Annotated in this window: 19 protein-coding genes; 12 read left to right on the top strand and 7 right to left on the bottom strand. The window is 67.7% G+C overall.

The annotated features are described in order from the left end of the window. Positions 1–198: 198 nt before the first annotated feature. The gene (locus tag ACLML9_RS02830; RefSeq protein WP_411943979.1) at positions 199–627 is read left to right on the top strand and encodes a hypothetical protein; all 429 of its coding nucleotides are present in this window, start codon (positions 199–201) and stop codon (positions 625–627) included. A gap of 240 nt (positions 628–867) precedes the next feature. Here the strand turns inward: ACLML9_RS02830 and ACLML9_RS02825 are convergent, their stop codons facing one another. The 5 genes from ACLML9_RS02825 to ACLML9_RS02805 all read right to left on the bottom strand — a co-directional run bounded on the left by ACLML9_RS02825 (position 868) and on the right by ACLML9_RS02805 (position 4,266). Next, positions 868–1,413: a carboxymuconolactone decarboxylase family protein gene (locus tag ACLML9_RS02825; protein ID WP_411943978.1), complete on the bottom strand. Its 546-nt coding sequence runs from the start codon at positions 1,411–1,413 to the stop codon at positions 868–870. Positions 1,414–1,535: 122 nt separating this feature from the next. After that, positions 1,536–2,252 carry a polysaccharide deacetylase family protein gene (locus ACLML9_RS02820; RefSeq protein WP_411943977.1) on the bottom strand — a complete coding sequence of 239 codons (717 nt, stop codon included), beginning with the start codon at positions 2,250–2,252 and terminating at the stop codon, positions 1,536–1,538. Between the two features lie 129 nt (positions 2,253–2,381). Further along, positions 2,382–2,780, bottom strand: coding sequence for an ArsR/SmtB family transcription factor (locus tag ACLML9_RS02815; protein ID WP_411943976.1), 399 nt, complete (start codon positions 2,778–2,780; stop codon positions 2,382–2,384). Beyond that, complete coding sequence (locus tag ACLML9_RS02810) at positions 2,780–3,436, bottom strand: SRPBCC family protein (protein WP_411943975.1); 657 nt, start codon at positions 3,434–3,436, stop codon at positions 2,780–2,782. Before ACLML9_RS02810 ends, ACLML9_RS02815 begins: the two co-directional genes overlap by 1 nt. Before the next feature lie 332 nt (positions 3,437–3,768). Continuing rightward, positions 3,769–4,266 (bottom strand): hypothetical protein, encoded by a 498-nt coding sequence (locus ACLML9_RS02805; protein WP_411943974.1) that lies wholly within the window; start codon positions 4,264–4,266, stop codon positions 3,769–3,771. A 177-nt stretch (positions 4,267–4,443) separates the two neighbouring features. On the opposite strand from ACLML9_RS02805, the gene ACLML9_RS02800 reads away from it, so the two are divergent. The 7 genes from ACLML9_RS02800 to ramB all read left to right on the top strand — a co-directional run bounded on the left by ACLML9_RS02800 (position 4,444) and on the right by ramB (position 10,143). Continuing rightward, the gene (locus ACLML9_RS02800; RefSeq protein ID WP_411943973.1) at positions 4,444–4,821 is read left to right on the top strand and encodes a VOC family protein; all 378 of its coding nucleotides are present in this window, start codon (positions 4,444–4,446) and stop codon (positions 4,819–4,821) included. Between the two features lie 174 nt (positions 4,822–4,995). Then, a complete protein-coding gene (locus ACLML9_RS02795) occupies positions 4,996–5,865 on the top strand; it encodes a nuclease-related domain-containing protein (RefSeq protein ID WP_411943972.1) in 870 nt (289 codons plus the stop codon). Positions 5,866–5,997: 132 nt separating this feature from the next. Beyond that, the gene (locus ACLML9_RS02790; protein WP_411943971.1) at positions 5,998–6,660 is read left to right on the top strand and encodes an MFS transporter; all 663 of its coding nucleotides are present in this window, start codon (positions 5,998–6,000) and stop codon (positions 6,658–6,660) included. A 100-nt stretch (positions 6,661–6,760) separates the two neighbouring features. Further along, positions 6,761–7,966, top strand: a complete 1,206-nt coding sequence (locus tag ACLML9_RS02785; protein WP_411943970.1) for an anion permease — start codon at positions 6,761–6,763, stop codon at positions 7,964–7,966. After that, the gene (locus ACLML9_RS02780; protein WP_411943969.1) at positions 7,966–8,247 is read left to right on the top strand and encodes a hypothetical protein; all 282 of its coding nucleotides are present in this window, start codon (positions 7,966–7,968) and stop codon (positions 8,245–8,247) included. The genes ACLML9_RS02785 and ACLML9_RS02780 overlap by 1 nt, the downstream gene beginning before the upstream one ends. Next, complete coding sequence (locus ACLML9_RS02775; RefSeq protein WP_411943968.1) at positions 8,247–8,600, top strand: DUF3349 domain-containing protein; 354 nt, start codon at positions 8,247–8,249, stop codon at positions 8,598–8,600. Before ACLML9_RS02780 ends, ACLML9_RS02775 begins: the two co-directional genes overlap by 1 nt. 136 nt (positions 8,601–8,736) lie before the next feature. Next, positions 8,737–10,143, top strand: a complete 1,407-nt coding sequence (gene ramB / locus ACLML9_RS02770; RefSeq protein ID WP_411943967.1) for an acetate metabolism transcriptional regulator RamB — start codon at positions 8,737–8,739, stop codon at positions 10,141–10,143. Positions 10,144–10,165: 22 nt separating this feature from the next. Here ramB and ACLML9_RS02765 read toward each other — a convergent pair whose 3' ends face one another. Together ACLML9_RS02765 and ACLML9_RS02760 are read right to left on the bottom strand one after the other, a co-directional pair. After that, positions 10,166–11,113, bottom strand: a complete 948-nt coding sequence (locus ACLML9_RS02765; protein WP_411943966.1) for a hexose kinase — start codon at positions 11,111–11,113, stop codon at positions 10,166–10,168. A gap of 105 nt (positions 11,114–11,218) precedes the next feature. Continuing rightward, the gene (locus ACLML9_RS02760; protein WP_411943965.1) at positions 11,219–12,208 is read right to left on the bottom strand and encodes an XdhC family protein; all 990 of its coding nucleotides are present in this window, start codon (positions 12,206–12,208) and stop codon (positions 11,219–11,221) included. Between the two features lie 401 nt (positions 12,209–12,609). On the opposite strand from ACLML9_RS02760, the gene ACLML9_RS02755 reads away from it, so the two are divergent. From ACLML9_RS02755 to metE, 4 genes are all read left to right on the top strand, one after another. Then, complete coding sequence (locus ACLML9_RS02755; protein ID WP_411943964.1) at positions 12,610–13,569, top strand: ADP-ribosyltransferase; 960 nt, start codon at positions 12,610–12,612, stop codon at positions 13,567–13,569. A gap of 571 nt (positions 13,570–14,140) precedes the next feature. After that, the gene (gene aceA, locus ACLML9_RS02750) at positions 14,141–15,430 is read left to right on the top strand and encodes an isocitrate lyase (protein WP_411943963.1); all 1,290 of its coding nucleotides are present in this window, start codon (positions 14,141–14,143) and stop codon (positions 15,428–15,430) included. 632 nt (positions 15,431–16,062) lie between these two features. Next, a complete protein-coding gene (locus tag ACLML9_RS02745; RefSeq protein WP_030524620.1) occupies positions 16,063–16,932 on the top strand; it encodes a 3-hydroxybutyryl-CoA dehydrogenase in 870 nt (289 codons plus the stop codon). Between the two features lie 103 nt (positions 16,933–17,035). Next, complete coding sequence (gene metE, locus ACLML9_RS02740) at positions 17,036–19,363, top strand: 5-methyltetrahydropteroyltriglutamate--homocysteine S-methyltransferase (protein ID WP_411943962.1); 2,328 nt, start codon at positions 17,036–17,038, stop codon at positions 19,361–19,363. The last annotated feature ends 168 nt before the right edge of the window (positions 19,364–19,531 follow it).

Below are 19,531 nucleotides of genomic sequence, written 5' to 3'. Positions count from 1 at the left end.
CGAGCCATAGGCAGCCGGCAGGTTCCCGCTGTGTGCGAGAACTCGGGTGGACCGTCTCGTACGCGCCGTGCTGCCCGGGACGGTTTCCGCGGTAAGCCGCTTTCCGGTGTGGGAGCCCGTCGGTGGCCGGACGGTAGATCCGGGCGGCCGCTCGCGGCGGCGAATGCGCAGCGGATTCTCCCGGGATATATTCCGGTGGTGAGCCCGGAACCGCCGCGGCCGCCCGCCCGAGCCCGGGTCGCCGCCACACGCCTGGTTCTCGGTGTGTCCGCGGCGCTGATGCTGTTCGTGTTCCTGCTGATCGCGGTTTTCGTCGACGCCCGGGTGGTGCGCACCGAGGTGGTGCGCACCGAAACCCGGCCGGTCACCGTCGAGTACGACGGCGCCACCTATTACGCGGGCCTACTGCGCCGGGAGAGCCTGCTGCTGCACCGGCGGCTGCCGGATGCGATCGTGGTCGGCCGGGATCCGGGTATGGGATACGGCCACCCGGTGTACTTCGAGATCCTCGGTAATCGCGACCCCGAGCTCGCCTCGGCGCAATGGAGCCCGGAGGGAGTGTCGATCCGCCTCGACTCCGGACACGAGATATTCGTCCCCGCCGACGCTTTCACCGGCGGCCGGTAACCACACCCGGCGAACCAAAACGGCGCGGCCTCCGGTGGCCTGCTCTCGGCCGTGACCGATCCGTTCTTCGGGCTGATGGCGCAGTGGCAGCCGTTAGAACTCATCCGGCGCAATGTCGCAGAGAACGGGTCCTCGCGCACTACTCACACCGCGGATCTCACCGGCCCGGGTGGTGTGGTGGTCGCCCGGCACGAACAGGAGGTCTACGCGCGCTTGCGGCAGCCGAGCCGACGCGGGAGATCAGAAAACGTCGCGGCGGATACGGAGGGTGGTGATGGTGGCGGCCAGTCCCTCGTATTGATTGACCAGCAGCACGATTTCGATGAGGCGGCGGTCGTCGTAGTAGGTGGACAGGTGTGCCCAGGCGGCATCGTCGATATCGCGGGTGTGGACCAGCTGATCGACCGCGGTGAGCAGGGCCCGGTGTTTGTCGGTCCAGCCCTGCGCGTCGGCTCCGGCCCGGATCCGCTCCAGGATCTCCGGCGTCACCCCGGCCCGCCGGCCCAGGCGGATGTGGTGGTCGGTCTCGTACGCGCAATCGCGCAGATGGGCCACACGCAAGATGACCAGTTCGGTGTCGTGCCGGCGCAGCCGCCCACCCGGCATCAGCGTTCCGGAGAAGTGCAGCCAGCCGCGGAACAGCCGCCCGGCCCGGCCCAGCGTGCTGAACAGCTGCGCGTCGGCCGTACCCGAGGCCCGCGAGAGCACCTGCCAGGCCGCCCAGTTGACCGGTCCCAGCTCGCGGAGCCGGCCGGGGGTTATCCGTGGTCGCTCCTGCGAAACCATGACATCGTCCTCTCCGGTGTGTCGTACGGCCACGGTGCCCGCCGGGCTCCCAGTGGCGCGGCACCGCTCCCGAACCTACCCGCCGGTGTGCCGCTCGAACAGGCGGCTTCTCGGCATGTGTATCACGAGCGTGCGGAGTCGCCGTGCTCGAGCAGTGCGGAGACCGTGACGAACCGGTAGCCCTGCGCGTGCAGTTGCGCGGCGATCGGGACGATCGCGGCCCGGGAGGCCGACCCGGTGGCGTACATGGTGTGCAGCAGAACGATCGACCCCGGGCGCGCCTGGTCGACGGCGGCGTCGACGATGTCCCCGGTGGAGGTGTTGCCGTCCTCGGGTTCGACATCCCAGGTGACCGTCGTGCGGTCGTGATCGGCGAGGTAGTCGGGCAGGGTCCACAATTTCTTGCCGTAAGGCGGGCGGAAGGTGATGTCGCCCTGGTATCCGGCGGCCCGGATCTCGGTATCGGTACCTTCCACCTCGTCGACGACCGTATCGGACGAGACCAGCACCATCCGCCGGTGGTTGTAGGTGTGGTTGCCCATCTCGTGACCGGCCGCCACGATCGCCCGGCCCAGCTCGGGGCGGGCGGCCAGATCGCGGCCGTTGAGATAGAAGGTGGCGGGGATACCGGCGGTGGCGAGCAGCTCGAGCACCTCGGGGGCGCGCTCGGACGGTCCGTCGTCCAGCGTCAGGGCCACCACCTTCTCGGTGGTCTCCACGCGGTCCACCAGCCGTCCGGCCAGCTGGTAGGTCCGTGAGTTCATCAGGAAATAGCCGCCGACCGCGACGATCAGTGCCGTAACCACGGCGACTGCCGACCCCGCCAACCACTTTCGCATCCCAGGTGTATATCAGGTGCCGGGCGGCCGACGTAGGAGTGCGCCGCAGACCTCGGGCGGCGTCACGTCCGGTGGTCCGGTCCACATCAGCGGTCCGGCGGCAGTGGTGCAGCGGAATCGAGGCGACCGTCAGGCGGTGCGGTCCGTACGATCCGTTCCCGTTCCAGTGCTCGTCCCGCGGCGTACGCGTTTGCCGCGGGCGACCTCGGTCGCGAGGGCGTCGAGGGGTTGGGCGAACCGGGCCAGCGGATCCACCAGTTCGGCGAGCCATTCCCGGGCGGCGGCCGGCCCGTCGGGATCCAGCGCGTAGAACCGGCGGTTGGCTTCCGAGCGCACGCGGACCAGTCCGGCTTCCCGTAATACCTTGAGATGCTGGGATACCGCGGGTTGCGAGATCGGGGTGTGGCCGCGGATCTCCTCGACCAGGGTGCCGGCGGACCGTTCACCGCCGGCCACCAGTTGCAGTATCGCGCGGCGCACCGGATCGGCGAGCGCCTCGAACACGCTCGCCGGGGAAGGCCGGCTCATCAGGACCGCTCCTCCTCCTCGGGGGTGACGGTGTAGAAGCCGGTGGTCGCCTCGGCGCCCGCGTGGGCCTGCGCCGGATCGTCGCCGTCGGCGATCGCCGCCTCCGCCCAGCCGGTCGCCGCGGTCCGGACGAATTCCAGACCTTCGGGGGTGGCCGGGAATTCCAGCGCCACCGCCGGGTCGACTCCCGCACCGGTTTCCAGGTGCAGGCCGAGTCCCATGAGTGCCAGATCCCAGCCGACACCGACCGCGCCGGGGCCGTATTGTTTCCACATCTCCGGATCGACCGGTGCTTCGTGCACCAATTCGAGTGTGGTCCCGCCGGCGCCGGGTTCGAGCCGGATTTCGAGCCAGGAAACCATGGGTCCCATCTCCCAGGTCACCGCGAACCGTTTCGGTCGTTCACATTCTTCGACCACACCGCCGGCATTTCCTTCGAGCTGATACCTGCCGCCCACGGCCAACTCGCCGGTGATCGGCAGGAACCAGCGCGGAATCCGTTCGATATCGGTGAGTGCCTCCCACAGATCGTCCGGATCGGTGGCGTAGGTGCGCCGCGCCACGGCGATCCGGGTGACCGCTCCTTGGCGTTCGGCGGTGCGGACCTCCCGGGCGACCAGTCCTGCGATGGCGGCGGGATCGGTGAGCAAAGCCATGTCTTCCTCCCTTTATAAGTTTCAACTTATATTAGCGCGGGGTGGCGGGTTGCGCCAGGCCGGAAGCGCCGGGTGGGGGAGGCGGTCCGGAAACGCAGGCCCCGCAACCGTTTCGGGGCGCACGCGCGGACCCGCGCGGGAAATCGACCGTGTTTATCCGGGCGCTCGTCGGGATAAAGTGACGGGCGGACCGCGGGGTGGGATTCCGCGGCGGAATTCGGTATCGCCGGAGCCCGCGCGCGGTCCCGTCCGAGGCCACTGCGCTCGGCTCGGGCGGGTAATGGATCAATTCGCTACTCCAGACGGCCCGTGCCGGTCAGGCGCGCAGCGGTCTACGCGCCGCCCGCGGTCCGCGCGTGATCTGACCCGGCCTGACCGGTGGCCGGTGCGGCGGGCCAGAATTCTTTCGGCTCGGCCGCCGCCGCCTGCCGGACGCCGGGTTCGTAGGCCGGATTGAGGGCGGTGTCGGCGAAGAGGTCGGTGCCGAACGCGGCGACGGCGATATCGTCCGGGCGTATCGAGATCTCCCGGGCCGGTCCGAGTTCCCGGTCGGCGCGGGTACGCGGATACACATGTGCCAGCGGTTCCAGGATCACGATCACCTCGTGGCCCACGGCGAGGTCGGCATTGGCGATATCGATCCCGGAGGCGAGGGCCGAGCCGACAACCGCCCCGGCGGAGGTGCCGATGATGCGGTCGGCCAGCGCCAGATCGATCCCGGCGTCACGTAGACCGATCGCCAGGCCGCTCAGCCAGGCGATGCCGACCGGGCCACCGCCTCCCAGTACCAGCGCGATCGTGGGCGTTGCGGTGGGCCGGGCATCAGGCATGGCACGAGATCAGCCGCACGGAACGGGTTCCGCCCGGCGTGACCGGTCGGTATCGCCGAAGGCAGGTGGTCCGCTCCGGGAAGTCTCCGGCGTGCGGCGGATCACGGTGCGGTGCACGATCCGATCGGGTACAAATACTACGTACACCATACGGTGTTTTCGGAAAACGGAGGTCATATGCGCATCACCGGATCTGCCATCTCGTTGAACGTTGCCGACCCGGCCGCATCGGCGGAGTTCGTCACCACCCATTTCGGCTTCACCGAGCAGATGGCGGCCGACGGTTTCGTCTCGCTCGCCCACCCGGAAGCCGGGATGAACCTCATCTACCTGCGCGCCGGCCTGTCCACCTTCAAACCCGAACGCGCCGCCGGCTCCGCCGGGGACGGACTGCTCGTGGTGTTCGTGGTGACCGATATCGACACCGAATACGCGCGCCTGCAAAAGGAAGGTGCCCCGATCGTCACCCCCATCGAAACCGAGGAATGGGGGGAGCGCTACTTCCAGACGACCGATCGGAACGGGATCATCTACCAGCTCGTGCAATGGGTCTGATCCCCGCACGGGTGCCGTAGCGGTTATCAGCGCCCCCGGGTCCGGGGGCGCTGATTCCCGATTCGCCTGAACCGCAGGTCATATGAGTGGTACGAAAGTGGCTGGCGGGCCATGATCGACACGGGGGTCGGTGGTGGCATGAGGGGCAACGACACACGGCAGAGGTAGAGCACGATGCTGGTGAAGGTCGACGATCGGGCGGAACTATCCGCGCCCGAAAAGGAATTCGTGGAATGCCTGCGGCAGTTGCCGACGACCGGCCTGGCCATCGTCGACCTGCGGATCGGCACCCAGCGCGGAACCCGGCAGGTCGGGGCGGTGATCTGGACGCCGCAGGGTGTTCTCGTGATCGAGGTGGTCGGGTTCCGTAGCCGGCAGAGCGGTGTGCTCACGGTTTCCCAGGACCGGCCGTGGCAGGTGGGCGCGGCCGCCGCGGATCTGGAACTGGAATTCGGTGCGAATCCGATTCGGCAGCTGGAGAGCGCGGTGCGGGAGGTCGAGCTCACCTTCGAACGCGCCACCTACGATCCCGGACAGCTGTGCGGGGCGGTGGCGCTGGTACCCATGCGGGGCGTGGTACTGCGGCCGGGCCGGGAAACTTTGCGGCCGGGACTGGATGTGGTGGTCGGGAACGCGGTCGACTCCACCGAATTACGGATCTTCCTGGAGAATTTCGCCCCCGGGCAGCCCCGCTGGACGCTGGGCCGGGTCTGCGCGGCCACCCGGGCACTCACCGGCTGGGCGCCGGATCGCGCCGAACTCATCGCCGCCGGCTTCGAGGACAAACTGCCGGAGCCGCCGCGGAAACCGCGGGAGCGGCCCGGCTGGCGCCGTCCGGATTCCGGCCGCACCCAGGACCTGCTCGGCTGGGCGGTGCTGGGGGTCGCGGTACTGGGCGTATTGGTAGTGCTGGGCGCGATCGCCGGTTCCCTGCTCGCCGACGGTCCCGCCGCCGAACCGGCGGCCCCCAGCACCACTGTCGCGCCGGCCGTACCCGCGCCCGCGGGCCCGGTGGAGTGCTGGCCGTTGCAGCCGGGTTGCTGAGGCGATAACGCGCGCCGTCCCGGACACTGTCGGCGGGTACGTACCGCTTCCATCTCGCGGGCGTGCGCGATGGCCTTTTCGGTGGGCAGGATCCGGCTGCAGCGCCGATCCGCCGGGTCGGGTTCACGGTCGATGAGGCCGCTGCTGCTGGTGGTGTTGGCACTGCTCTCGGCGGCCGCGCCGTTCGCGGGGGACATGTATCTGCCGGCGTTCACCGACCTCGCCGATCTGGACACCAGCGCGGCGAGTGTGCAGCTCACACTGACGGCATTCCTCGTCGGGCCGGCCGCGGGTCAGTTGCTCATCGGCCCCCTCTCCGATCGGTACGGCAGACGCAGGCCACTCGTCGTGGCCACCGCGATCACCGTCGTCGTCACCGTGATCTGTGGGCTGGCGCCCACCATCTGGCTGCTCGTCGCCATGCGTTTCGTGCAGGGGCTGACGGCCTCCGCCGGCCTGGTCATCGGCCGCGCGGTCGGCGCCGACCGCACCGAAGGCGCGGCCACCGCCCGGATCTTCACCCTGTTCTCCGCGATCGGCGGTATCGCGCCGGTGGTGGCCCCGCTGCTCGGTGGCGTGCTGGTGAGCGCCGGGTCCGCCTCGGCGCTCATGGGCGCGCTGCAGTTCGCGCTGGGTGCGGTGGTGTCCCCGCTGGTGGGTCTCGGCGGGCCCGCCACCGGCGTGCCGATGGGGGTGGCGATCGTGAGCTGCGCCTGCCTGGGCATCATCGCGCGGCGAGCGGGCGACAAGGCGGGTGCGGTGGTGCGGCCGGAACCGGAACCTGCCCACGCGTGATCCGGTGCGCCGTTCGATACACGCAGGTGACAGCTATCTTTTGGCGACCGGCCGATCCCGCCGGAAGAGGACGGCCGGGGTATGACGCACAATGCAGGGCGTGACAGTTGAGCTGCTCATTCTCTTGGTCGTCATTGTCACGGCGCTGGCCTTCGACTTCACCAACGGTTTCCACGACACGGCCAATGCCATGGCGACCTCGATAGCGACCGGGGCGCTCCGCCCCAGAGTCGCGGTGACCTTGTCCGCGGTCCTGAACCTGGTGGGCGCGTTCCTGTCGGTGGCGGTCGCGGCGACAGTAGCCGAGGGGATCGTCCGGCTCGGCGAGGTGTCCGGGCACGACCTGCTGCTCATCGTCTATGCCGGATTGGTCGGCGGCATTCTCTGGAACCTGCTCACCTGGTTGTTCGGTCTGCCGTCGAGTTCCTCGCACGCACTGTTCGGCGGATTGATCGGCGCGACCCTGGCGGCGCTGGGCTGGAGCGGGGTGGTGTGGATCTCCGCGGAGGGCGGGGTCATCAACAAGATCGTGATCCCGGCGCTGCTCGCGCCCGTCGTCGCCGGTCTGGTCTCCGCCATCGGGACCTGGTCGGTGTACCGGATCACCCGCGGCGCCGCCCCGGACAAGGTGACCACCGGATTCCGGTGGGGCCAGGTCGGGTCGGCGTCGCTGGTGTCGCTGGCGCACGGCACCAACGACGCGCAGAAGACGATGGGCGTCATCTTCCTGGCCCTGATCGCCTACGGCGAGCTCACCCCGGACTCGGCCATGCCGCTGTGGGTGATGGCCGCGTGCGCGTTCGCGATCGCGGCCGGCACCTACCTCGGCGGCTGGCGGATCATTCGCACCCTCGGCAAAAAACTCGTCGATATCGATGCACCGCAGGGGCTGGCGGCCGAATCGGCGTCGGCGGCGATCATCCTGACCTCCGCCCATTTCGGGCTGCCGCTCTCGACGACCCAGACCGTCACCGGAGCGATCCTCGGTACAGGCCTCGGCAAGGGGGCGGAGGTGCGCTGGGGGGTGATGGGGCGGATGGTCGTGGCCTGGCTGCTGACCCTGCCCGCCGCCGGCATCGTGGGCGCCATCTGCTGGACGCTCGCCTACTACATCGGCGGCCTGGCCGGGGTGCTGGTGGTGTTCACGTTGCTCATCGCGCTGGCTACCGTGATCTATCGGCGCTCGTTGCGGGACAAGGTGTCCAGCGGCAATGTCAACGCTGCCCCCGACACCGACCTCGGGCCGGGGGATCCTTCGCCCGCGCAGCAGCCACGGGTCGCCGGGTCGACATCCGAGGAGGCGTAATGGAAACCGTGTTGACCAATCTGCGTTCGCTGGGGGAGGTGACCCTGGCGGCGCTGGTGCTGGGCGCCGGGTTGCCCATGCTGTTCGCGCTCGGGGTACGGCTGTGGTCGGCGGCGGCGCCGGCCGGGCCCGACGGAACGGTACGGCGTAACCCGGTCGCCCTGGCCGGTGCGTACCTCTGCCTGATCGCCGTGCTGGCGGTGGTGGTGGTCGCGGTGCTGTTCGTCGCGAAGGCGTTTCTGGCCGACCGGCTCGGTATCCACCTGTTCGGGCAGGCGTGATGAGCACCGGGAACGGGTTGCCCCCGGAGCGGTCGGGACTGCTGGCGCGGGTGCTCGCGTGGCTGCGGGCCGGGTATCCGCAGGGTGTGCCCCGATCGGACTATGTGGCGCTGTTCGCCGTACTGCACCGGGACCTCACCGAGTACGAGGTGGTGCTGGTCGCCGAGGAGCTGGTACGTGACCGGGGGGACCGGGAGATCACCCACGCCGAGGTCGAGGACGCGGTCAGCCGGCACGCCCGGGAGCAGGCGGGTCCGGAGGACATCGCGCGGGTGGCCTCGCATCTGGCCGCCGGCGGCTGGCCGCTGGCCTCGCCGTTGGCCGAGATCGCGCAGCCGGACGGGGAGCGGTGAGAGTGCCGCACCCGCCGGGTTCGATCGTGGACCGGCCGCGGCGGGATCGTCGCGGGCGTGCCGGAGCCCGGTCCCGGAAGCCAAATTCTTGCTAACCCGCTTATCGCATCGTGCGAACGACCCCTAAGCTGGACATATGGCCAAGACTTATGTCGGCGCCCGGTTGCGGCAACTGCGGACCGAACGCGGGCTCAGCCAGGTGGCGCTGGCCCAGCAGCTGGAAATATCGGCCAGCTATCTCAACCAGATCGAGCACGATGTCCGGCCGCTCACCGTGCCGGTGCTGTTGCGAATCAGTGAGGTCTTCGGCGTCGAGGCCACCTTCTTCTCCCCGCAGGACGACACCCGGCTCATCGCCGAACTGCAGGAAGTAGTGATGGACCAGGAGCTCGGTATCGAAGCCGACGCCCGGGAGATCGCGGAGATGGTGTCGGCCCATCCGAGCATGGCCCGGGCCCTGGTCAATATGCACAATCGCTACCGCAACACCAGCGCCCAGCTGGCCGCGGCCACCGAGGACCGATTCGCCGACGGCTCGGGCAGCGCCACCATCAGCAAACCGCACGAGGAAGTACGCGACTACTTCTATCAGCGGCAGAACTATATTCACGAGCTCGACACCGCGGCCGAGGAACTGGCCAACCGTATCCGCTTCCACAACGGCGACGCGCACAGCGAGATCCCCAAGGTGCTGCGCAGCTACGGCGTGCGGATCATGGAACGTATCGATCTCGGTGAGGGCGTACTGCACCGGTACGACCCGGACAACCAGCTGCTCGAGATCGCGCCGCATCTGTCCGGTGGCCAGCGCCTGTTCAAACTGGCCGCCGAACTGGCCTATTTCGAACGCGGGCAACTGCTGGAGAAGCTGGTGGCCGAGGGGAATTTCTCCGGTCCGGACGCGCGCAGGCTCGCCATGCTCGGTCTGGCGAACTATTTCGCCGCCGCCACCGTGCTGCCCTACACCTACTTCCACGAGGTCGCCGAAGGCTTCCGCTACGACATCGAACGATTATCGGCGTTCTTCGCGCAGAGCTACGAGACCGTCTGCCACCGCCTGTCCACCTTGCAGCGGCCGGAACTGCGCGGGGTGCCCTTCTCGTTCGTCCGGGTGGACCGGGCCGGGAACATGTCGAAACGGCAGTCCGCCACCGGTTTCCACTTCTCCTCCAGCGGCGGTACCTGCCCGCTGTGGAATGTGTACGAGACCTTTGCCTATCCGGGCAAGATCATGACGCAGATCGCGCAGATGCCCGACGGCCGGAAATATCTGTGGGTGGCGCGCACCGTGGAACGCCGCGCGACCCGGTACGGGCAGCCGAGTAAGACCTTCGCGATCGGGTTGGGTTGCGAGATCCGGCACGCGGCGCGGGTGGTGTACGCCGACGGTATCGATCTCCGGGAGGCCAATGCCACCCCCATCGGCGCGGGCTGCCGGGTCTGCGATCGCGCCAACTGCCCCCAGCGCGCCTTCCCCCCGCTCGGTAAGACCCTCGATATCAGCGAACACCGGAGTTCGGTTTCCCCGTATGTCCTGAAATAGGCGATGCCGCGGCGACGTGCGGTCAGGCCGATTCCCGGCGCGGTGTCTCCAGTTCGGAGATCAGCACGGTCGGAGCCAGGTGACCGCGCAGCCGCCGATCGATCTCACCGGCCACCGGGATGACCACCGAGGCGGCCGAGGTGGCGACCGCGTCGACCAGGATCGCCGGCCAATCCGGAGTCCGCGTGGTGGCCAGGGCCGCGATCACGGCGGCGGTCACCGGATCGCCGGCGCCGGTCGGATTACCGGTCAGCGGCTCCGGCAGCCGGGCCTCCCAGGACCCGTCCGAGGTCACCGCGACCATGCCCTGTGCCCCCCGGGTGATGAGCACCGCGCCCACCCCGCGATCCACCAGCGGCCGGGTCGCGGTGACCAGCGCCTCCGGGGTTTCGGGGCGGCAATGGGTGAGCGATTCGAACTCGTCGAGGCCGGGCAGCAGGACCACCCCGGGCACCCGTGCGGCCATTCGCAGGGCCGGTCCGTGCAGGTCACAGACCGTGGGCACCCCCGCGTCCAAGGCGGTTCGGGCGATGCGGGCGGGTAGGCCGGGATCGATCCCGTCAGGTAGGGATCCGGCGATCACCAGGCCCGAGATATGTGTCAGCATGCCTGATACGCGGACCTCGAGTTGTTCGGAGGCGTGCGGGTTCGATATCCGCGCTCCCGGTTCGCGCACCGCGGTCGCGGTGCCGGTATCGGATTCGCTGATCACCACGGTGCGCCGGACCCACGGCAGCGCGTGCACGAAATCCACCGGCATCTCGGCCTCCGCGGCCGCGGCGAAGGCGTGATCGGCGAAACCGGTGGCACGGGCATAACGGCCCAATTGGTTGAGCACTCGGGTGACGTTGATGCCCTTACCGCCGAGGCGCTGCTCCACCGAGCGAACCCGGTGGGCCTGCCCGCGGGCGAAATTCTCGACGCGGTAGGTCACTTCGTAAGCGGGATTCATTGTCACAGTGAGGATCACGAGAACCACTGTCCACGAGAGTCGGCACGGCACAAGATCGAGGGGCGGGATTGCGAGGGTGATTTCGGTCGCCCTCGGCCGGGCCGGGGCGAGGGCGCGCTGCGCTCAGATCGCCGCCTCCGCCGGGAACGGCACGGTGATCCGGCCCAGCCGCCCGTTCCGCGCGGCCACCATCTCCGCGGTCACCGCCAAAGCCGTTTCGGTGGCGGTGGCCGCGCCGATATCCATTCCGGCGGGGGAGTGCAGCCGGGCCAGCTGCGTCTCGTCGAACCCGCTCGCGCGCAGGTCGTCGAGGCGGCGCGCACTGGATATCAGCGAGCCGACCGCGCCGATGTAGCCGATTTCGGGTAGCCGGAGCGCGACCGTCAGCAGCGGGATCTCGAACTGCGGGTCATGGGAGGCCAGCACGATACCGGTGGAGGAATCGATCTCCCCCTCGGATACCAGCACGTTCAGATAGCGGTGCGGCCAATCGCAGACGACCTCGGCCCCGGGGAAGGATTCCGGCACCGCGAACGTGGGACGCGGATCGCAGATGGCGACCCGGTAGCCGAGCAGCCGCGCCTGCGCCGAGAGCGCCGCGGCGACGGTATTGGCGCCGAACACCACCAGCAGCGGGGGCGGGGCGAACGAGGCGACGAAAATATCGGACTGCGGTAACGAGACCAGTTCCGTCGCGTGTCTTTTATCGGTGATGAGATGCTGCCCGATCATTCCCGGCTCCGGATTCCACACGACGGTGAAAAGCGTGACCCGCCGATGCTCGGCTATTTCGGCGGCAATGGTCGGGAATTCCGGAAAATGTCCGCGGGAGAACGGTTCGGTGAACACATCTATCACCGCGCCCTCACCGCCGGGTACCGGGAGCCGGTGCAGAGCGCGCTGTCCGGTCCGGGCCGACTGCAGGGTCGATTCGTAGACGGTGTCCTCGATCCCGGTGGCCGCCATGGATCCGTAGATCATGCCGTCGGGATCCACCAGAATCGCCGTACCCACCGGAATGTCCACCTGGCCACCCGTGCGCACGATGGTGGCCAGCCCGCCGGTCCGGCCCGAACGCCACACCTGCAGCAGGTCGTCGACGATGTCGCGCATCAACAGCTCCGATCCCACCGTGCGACGGAGGGCAGGCGCTCACCATCGGCACCCGTCACCGATGACCGCGCACGTGACGGACACCCTAGCGCTGTTCTCTGTGAATTTGGCACGCCTGCGAAAATCTCGTCGGGCGAGAACATGAATGGTTGGCCAAGTGTTGTGCGCCGACACTGTCCCTTTCTGGGCATGTTGCGAAATTTTGGTGGTTCACCAGCGGGTTGTTCTCCCCGTCGGCGGGAAGATGCACCGTCTGGAAGCCTCGAGATCTGGGGTAACCACCGATCGAGTAACGCTTACATCCCGTCCGGGCCGGCGGGACATACCGGCGGCGAGCAACTCTCCCGGCCTACCATCAGGGACAGGATCTGTCATCGGGGCTCGAAATCCAGGTGTGGTGAGTGCTCACCTCTGCCGTCCGGCTATCGCCAGAAGTGTTCCGGATGGGCTCACTCCCAGGACTGATCAGGTGCGACGATCAGAAAGCCACCTGCAATACCGGCACCGGCGTCACCCACCGGGTCTGCGAGATAATCAGGCGGCGGGTGCGAAAAAACAGGAGCAGCGTGTACAGCGAGATGGCAGCAGCAATGCGCCGGTTTGCCGCCCAACTCGCCGATGACGTGCAACGGTTCGGAATTACCGACGCCCGGCGGATCCGCGAGATCATCGGCGATCCACTGCAATACGCGCCTCGTGCGCTACCCGGCAGCGACGAATCGGCTGCACGATCAGTTCCCGGCGCAGTGAATACTCTCGGAATCCCAGGCACACACCTTCCCGGGGCCACCGCCGGTACGCCGAGAATCTTCCGCGATGCGGAAGAGGCGCATGCGTACGGAACGCGAACATGGGGCGCTGTCGCCGATCGCCTCGACCCCGCTCAGCGGCAGTTGCTCTGGGAGTACACCCGAGGTGACAGCACTCTGATCAACGATCTGCTACGGGCAGGGATCCCCCTGTGGCCGGGCGTCCGGGAGCAGGCGGCGGGCCTCGACGCGATCGTGGGTTTACAACCGACTCATGAGTGGGTCCAGGTCACCAAGACCATCCAGGCCGGCAGGCTGTTTCCCGACCGCGGCATCACCGGGGTGACTCCCGGTTACCGGGGCACGTTTCGTGACTTCGTCAGCACCTCGATGTACCCCGGCGGGGTCAACGGCCTGAAGAACGTCGAGGGCCGGGATGTCGATGCGACGATCGCCGTACCGCCCGGCACCCCGGCCTTCTACGTCGGCGATCTTTCCGCCACACCAGAAGAAAAGGAACTCTTGCTCGGGCGCGAGCTGGAGTTCGACCTCACCGATCTACAGCCGGCTGGGGACAGATGGAAAGCTGCGGTAACAATCCTGCCGCCGTAACCGACCCGCCACCGCCGATCGGTCGAGACGAGTCCTTGCGGCCACGCGCTACTTCCACTCGAGGTGTCACATGGCTTCGGCTCATGTGGGTTGCGTCGGAATTCGACGCCCTGGCCGGTGCGCCATCGCGAACCAAGTCTTCTGGCTGCCGACCGTATCTGTCGCGGTCCTCCGTGGACGTCGTTCGGATGCATATCACATTTGAAGTCGGGCGACCTCAGTTATGAACGTCCTCACAAGGTCGAGCCGCGGCGGAGGGGATCGAACCCGGATACCCGCCTCCGCTAGCAGTACAAGCGTTACGCTAAAACCCCATGTCAGAGCTACTGGTGAGTAGGCTTGGCGGTGGTTACGCGCTGGCAACTTTCACAGGCTTAGCAAAGTTGTGGCCGATCCTAGCTCAGATTCACAGAAGCAACAGGTAGACGCCATTTTGATGGTGTGCCATGGTGTGGAAGTACACCCACCGGGCATTGCAAGCCTGCAAATCGTCGTTCCAGCAGTGCGACGCGGAAACGCATCGTCGACGCGGACACGGCGGACCGACCGACCAAGGAAGTGGAGTCGCAAGATGTCGACCACCGGCACCCCGAAGACCGCCGAGGAAATCCAGAAGGATTGGGACACCAACCCGCGCTGGAAGGGCGTCACCCGCAACTACACCGCCGAGCAGGTTTCCAAGCTGCAGGGCACCGTTGTCGAAGAGCACACCCTCGCGCGACGTGGCTCGGAGATCCTCTGGGATCTGGTGAACAACGAGGACTACATCAACTCGCTGGGCGCCCTCACCGGCAATATGGCGGTGCAGCAGGTCCGCGCCGGGCTCAAGGCCATCTACCTGTCGGGCTGGCAGGTCGCCGGTGACGCGAACCTCTCCGGTCACACCTACCCCGACCAGAGCCTCTACCCGGCCAACTCGGTGCCCGCCGTGGTCCGCCGCATCAACAACGCGCTGCTGCGCGCCGACGAGATCGCCAAGGTCGAAGGCGATACCTCCGTCGAGAACTGGCTGGCCCCGATCGTCGCCGACGCCGAAGCGGGCTTCGGTGGCGCGCTGAACGCCTACGAACTGCAGAAGGCCATGATCGCCGCCGGCGCCGCCGGTGTGCACTGGGAAGACCAGCTGGCCTCGGAGAAGAAATGCGGCCACCTCGGTGGCAAGGTGCTCATCCCCACCCAGCAGCACATCCGCACCCTGACCTCCGCGCGCCTGGCCGCCGACGTCGCCGAGGTGCCCTCGGTGATCATCGCCCGCACCGACGCCGAAGCCGCCACCCTCATCACCTCCGATGTGGACGAGCGCGACCGTGAGTTCCTCGACGGCACCCGCACCGCCGAAGGCTTCTTCGGAGTGAAGAACGGCATCGAGCCCTGCATCGCGCGCGCCAAGGCCTACGCTCCCTACGCCGACCTCATCTGGATGGAGACCGGTGTGCCGGACCTCGAGGTCGCGCGCAAGTTCGCCGAATCCGTCCGCAGCGAATTCCCGGACCAGCTGCTGGCCTACAACTGCTCGCCGTCCTTCAACTGGAAGGCCCACCTGGACGACGCCACCATCGCGAAGTTCCAGCGTGAACTCGGCGCCATGGGCTTCAAGTTCCAGTTCATCACCCTGGCCGGCTTCCACTCGCTCAACTACGGCATGTTCGACCTGGCCTACGGCTACGCCCGCGAGGGTATGACCGCCTTCGTCGACCTGCAGGAGCGCGAGTTCAAGGCCGCCGCCGAGCGTGGCTTCACCGCCATCAAGCACCAGCGTGAGGTCGGTGCCGGTTACTTCGACACCATCGCCACCACCGTCGACCCCAACACCTCGACGGCGGCGCTGAAGGGCTCCACCGAAGAGGGACAGTTTCACTGAGTTGTCTGCGGCGCCTTCGGCGCCGCGGGGTTGAGGCCCCCCGGGTCTCGCCGTTTCGGCCTCGAGACTCGAGCCTTCGGCTCATGCGATGTGCGGTGGGCCGTTCATAGAGGGCGACCGTTGAGCACCTTCGGCCGAGGGGCGAGACGGGCCTCAACCCTTTGTAGGCCTCGTAAGACTCGGCACCAGGCGGTGGTTGCGGTGAGGATCGGTGTTCTGCGGTCCGGGTTCCGGTTGTTATCGGAACCGGCGCGGGGAACGGGTCTGTCGGCCGTCCGCGCCAGGGTGCCGGAAGTACGGCCCCGGCTCGGGGTTTCTGCTCCGGGCCGGACTCGGGCCCACGGGGCCGAGTCCTTCGGGACCGATCGTGGTACTCCGTCTTCCGACGGGTATCCCGGACCCACTACCTCGGTAGGGGTGTACCGCCCCCTCGCAACAGCCCGGCGAGGGGGTTTCGGTCTCTCCGGCGAGACGGAAGCGCCGAACCCGACCGCCGCCGGCGCTCATCCTCCTGCCGAGCGGTCGGCATTGTCGACGGGGTCCCGAGGGCTCCGAGCCCGCGCTGCCGGATGCGGCGCCGATGAACACAGCCCCGCGCCGCCGAAGCGGCGCCACGAACACAGGAGTGGGACGTGAACGAGAAGATTCAGCGTGTCGGTGTCATCGGTGCCGGCCAGATGGGCGCGGGTATCGCGGAAGTGTGTGCTCGCGCGCATGTCGATGTGCTCGTGTACGAACAGACCCGGGACCTCGCCGCGGCCGGCCGGTCGCGGATTCTGCGGTCCCTGGACCGGGGGGTGAGCAGCGGCAAGATCACCGAGCGCGAGCGGGAACAGGCGGCCTGGCGGCTGCGGTTCACCTCCGACCTCGGCGATTTCGCCGACCGGCAGCTCGTGGTGGAGGCCGTCCTGGAGGACGAGAAGGTCAAGACCTCCATTTTCGCCGAACTCGACAAGGTGGTCACCGACCCCAGCGCGGTACTGGCCTCCAACACCTCCTCCATTCCGATCATGAAGATCGCGGTGGCCACCAACAACCCCGAACGGGTCGTCGGTATGCACTTCTTCAACCCGGTGCCGGTGCTGCCGCTGGTCGAACTGGTGACCACACTCAAGACCAGTGGCGCCGTCACCGAGCGGGCCGAGAAATTCGCGGCCGAGGTCCTCGGCAAGGAGATCGTGCGTTCCTCGGACCGCTCCGGCTTCGTGGTCAACGCGCTGCTGGTCCCGTACCTGCTCTCGGCCATCCGGATGGTGGAATCCGGTTTCGCCACCAAGGAGGATGTCGACAAGGCGATGGTGCTCGGCTGTGCCCACCCCATGGGCCCGCTCGCACTCACCGACCTGGTCGGCCTCGATACGGTGAAATCGATCGCCGACTCGATGTACGGCGAATTCAAGGAGCCGCTGTACTCGGCGCCGCCGCTGCTCATGCGCATGGTCGAGGCGGGGCTGCTGGGCAAGAAGTCCGGCACGGGCTTTTACCAGTACAACAAGGCGTAGGCAGTCGGCGGTCACCGAGATGAGCGGCGGAGTGAAGAACCGGGGTTAACAGGGCCCCGACCCGCCCTGCCGAAGGCGGGGCAAATAGACACGGAGGTCGGCAATGGTCAACGTCGGTGAAGGGTTCGGCTCGAGTGTGCTCGGGTATCCGCGGATCGGTCCGCACCGGGAGCTCAAGCGCGCGCTCGAGGCGTACTGGCGGCAGGCGATCACCCGGGAAGAGCTGCGCGCGGTCGGACGCGATATCCAGGAGCAGCAGTTCAACGAGCTCGCCGCCACCGGGCTCACCCAGGTCCCCGGGAACACCTTTTCCTTCTATGACCATGTCCTCGACAACGCGCTGCTCTTCGGCGCGTTCCCGTCCCGTTTCGCCGAATACCGCGCCGATCTGGACCCGCTGGATTTCTATTTCCTGATGGCGCGCGGCCGGCCCGATCTACCGCCGCTGGAACTGGTGCGTTTCTTCGGTACCAACTACCACTACCGGCAGCCGGAACTCGATGCCGATACGGAATTCTCCCTGCACGCCGAGGCGCTGCTGGACGAATGGGACCGGGCGATGGCGGTGGGCATCGAGCAGCGGCCGGTGGTGCTGGGGCCGGTGTCGCTGCTGCTGCTGTCGAAGGCGGGCAGTGTGCCCGGTGAATCGGCCGGCTTCGACACCATCGATCTGCTGGACCGGCTGCTCCCGGTCTACGAGCAGTTGTTCGAGATCCTGGCCCGGCGCGGCGCCACCTGTGTGCAGCTGGACGAACCCTGTTTCACCGCCGAACGCTCGGCCGCCGAACTCGCCGCCTTCGAACGCGTCTACGACCGGCTGTCCAAAGCGCCGCTGCGGCCGCGCATCCTGGTCACCGGACAGTACGGCGATTTCGGGGAAGCGCTGCGCATTCTCGCCGGTACCGGGGTGGAGGCGATCGGCCTCGATCTGGCGTCCTACCGGATCCGGCCCGAAGACCTGGCGCAGATCCCGGGTATCCGGCGCAAACGGCTCTACGCGGGGGTCATCAGCGGCACGAATGTGTGGCGGGCCGACCGCTACGTTACACTGGAATACCTGAACGAACTCGCCAAGGTGTGCCCGGATCTGGTGGTCTCCACCGGGACCACACTGTTGCATGTGCCCTACGATGTGCTCGCCGAATACGATATCGACGGAAATGTGGCCGATCGGCTCGCTTTCGCGAAACAAAAGGTCGGCGAGGTCGTCTCACTGGCCAAAGCGCTCACCGAGGGTCCCTCGGACAAATGGCGTAAACGCCCCGGCGAAGTGCATTTCAAGCAGAAACACGCGGTGCGCCAGCGGGTCTACGCGATCACCCCGCAGATGCGGGAACGCGCACCCTATGCCGAGCGCCGGGCCGCGCAGCAGGAGAAATTGCAGCTGCCGCCGGTGCCCGCCACCACGCTGGGGTCGTATCCGCAGAGCGTCGAAGCCCGGCAGGCCCGCCACCAGCTGGGTGAGGGCCGGTTGTCCTACGACGAATACCGCAAGAAGATCGAGGCGGAGATCGCCGCCACCATCGCGTTGCAGGAAGATATCGGTCTCGATGTGCTGGTGCACGGCGAGCACGAGCGCAACGACATGATCCAGTATTTCGCCGAATTACTGGACGGTTTCGCCACCACGCATTTCGGCTGGGTGCAGGTGTACGGATCGCGCTGTGTGCGTCCGCCGATCATCTACGGCGACGTGTCGCGGCCGGCTCCGATGTCGGTGGAGTGGATCACCTATGCCCAATCGCTGACCGACAAACCGGTGAAGGGCATGGTCACCGGACCTGTCACCATGGTGGCGCGTTCGTTCGTCCGGCAGGACCAGCCGCTCTACGAGACGGCCGACCAGGTGGCGCTGGCGATCCGCGACGAAGTCGTGGACCTGGAACGCGCCGGTATCGGCATCATCCAGGTCGACGAACCGGCGTTGCGGGAGCTGTGGCCGGCCCGGCCCGAAGGCCGCGCCGAATACCTGCGCTGGGCGATCGGGGCATTCCGGCTCGCGACCTCCGGTGTGGCGCCCAGTACCCAGATCCACACCCATATCCCGTACTCGGGCCGCACCGAGATCGTCCAGGCCATCGAACAGCTCGACGCCGACGTCACCGCGATCGTCGCCACCCGGTCCATCGAGTGGGTGTTGAAAGCGCTGGAGGAGGACTACGCCTCCGGCCACGGGCTCAGTCACGGGGTCGGCCCGGGCGTGTACGAGAGCCGTTCGGCCCGGATCCCGGATATCGACGAACTGGATGAGCTGCTCACCGCGGCTGCCGCGGCGGTCGGCCCGGACCGGCTCTGGGCCAACCCGGACGGCGGCCTCAAGACCCGCCACCACTGGCAGCTCGACCCCGCCCTGCGCAATATGGTCGCCGCCGCCCGCCGCGTCCGCCGCCGCCTGGAGACCGAGCAGGACCGCGATCCCGCCCCGGAGTGAGCGCAGAACGCTGCGCAACTCCCGGGAACGGGGCCGCGTGCGTCTCCTCGTGTCTATCCGCACGGTCTCCAAGACAACCAGCAGCGGGTGGATAACGGCTGGCCTACTTCTGCCTTCGCGGTCGGCGCCGAAAGTCACACCACCTTGGCAAATCCGGTATGCGCCGGT

It is taken from the genome of Nocardia sp. NPDC002869, from assembly GCF_046764065.1.
GTDB lineage: Bacteria > Actinomycetota > Actinomycetes > Mycobacteriales > Mycobacteriaceae > Nocardia > Nocardia rhamnosiphila.
This window is presented reverse-complemented; position numbering and strand designations above follow the sequence as displayed.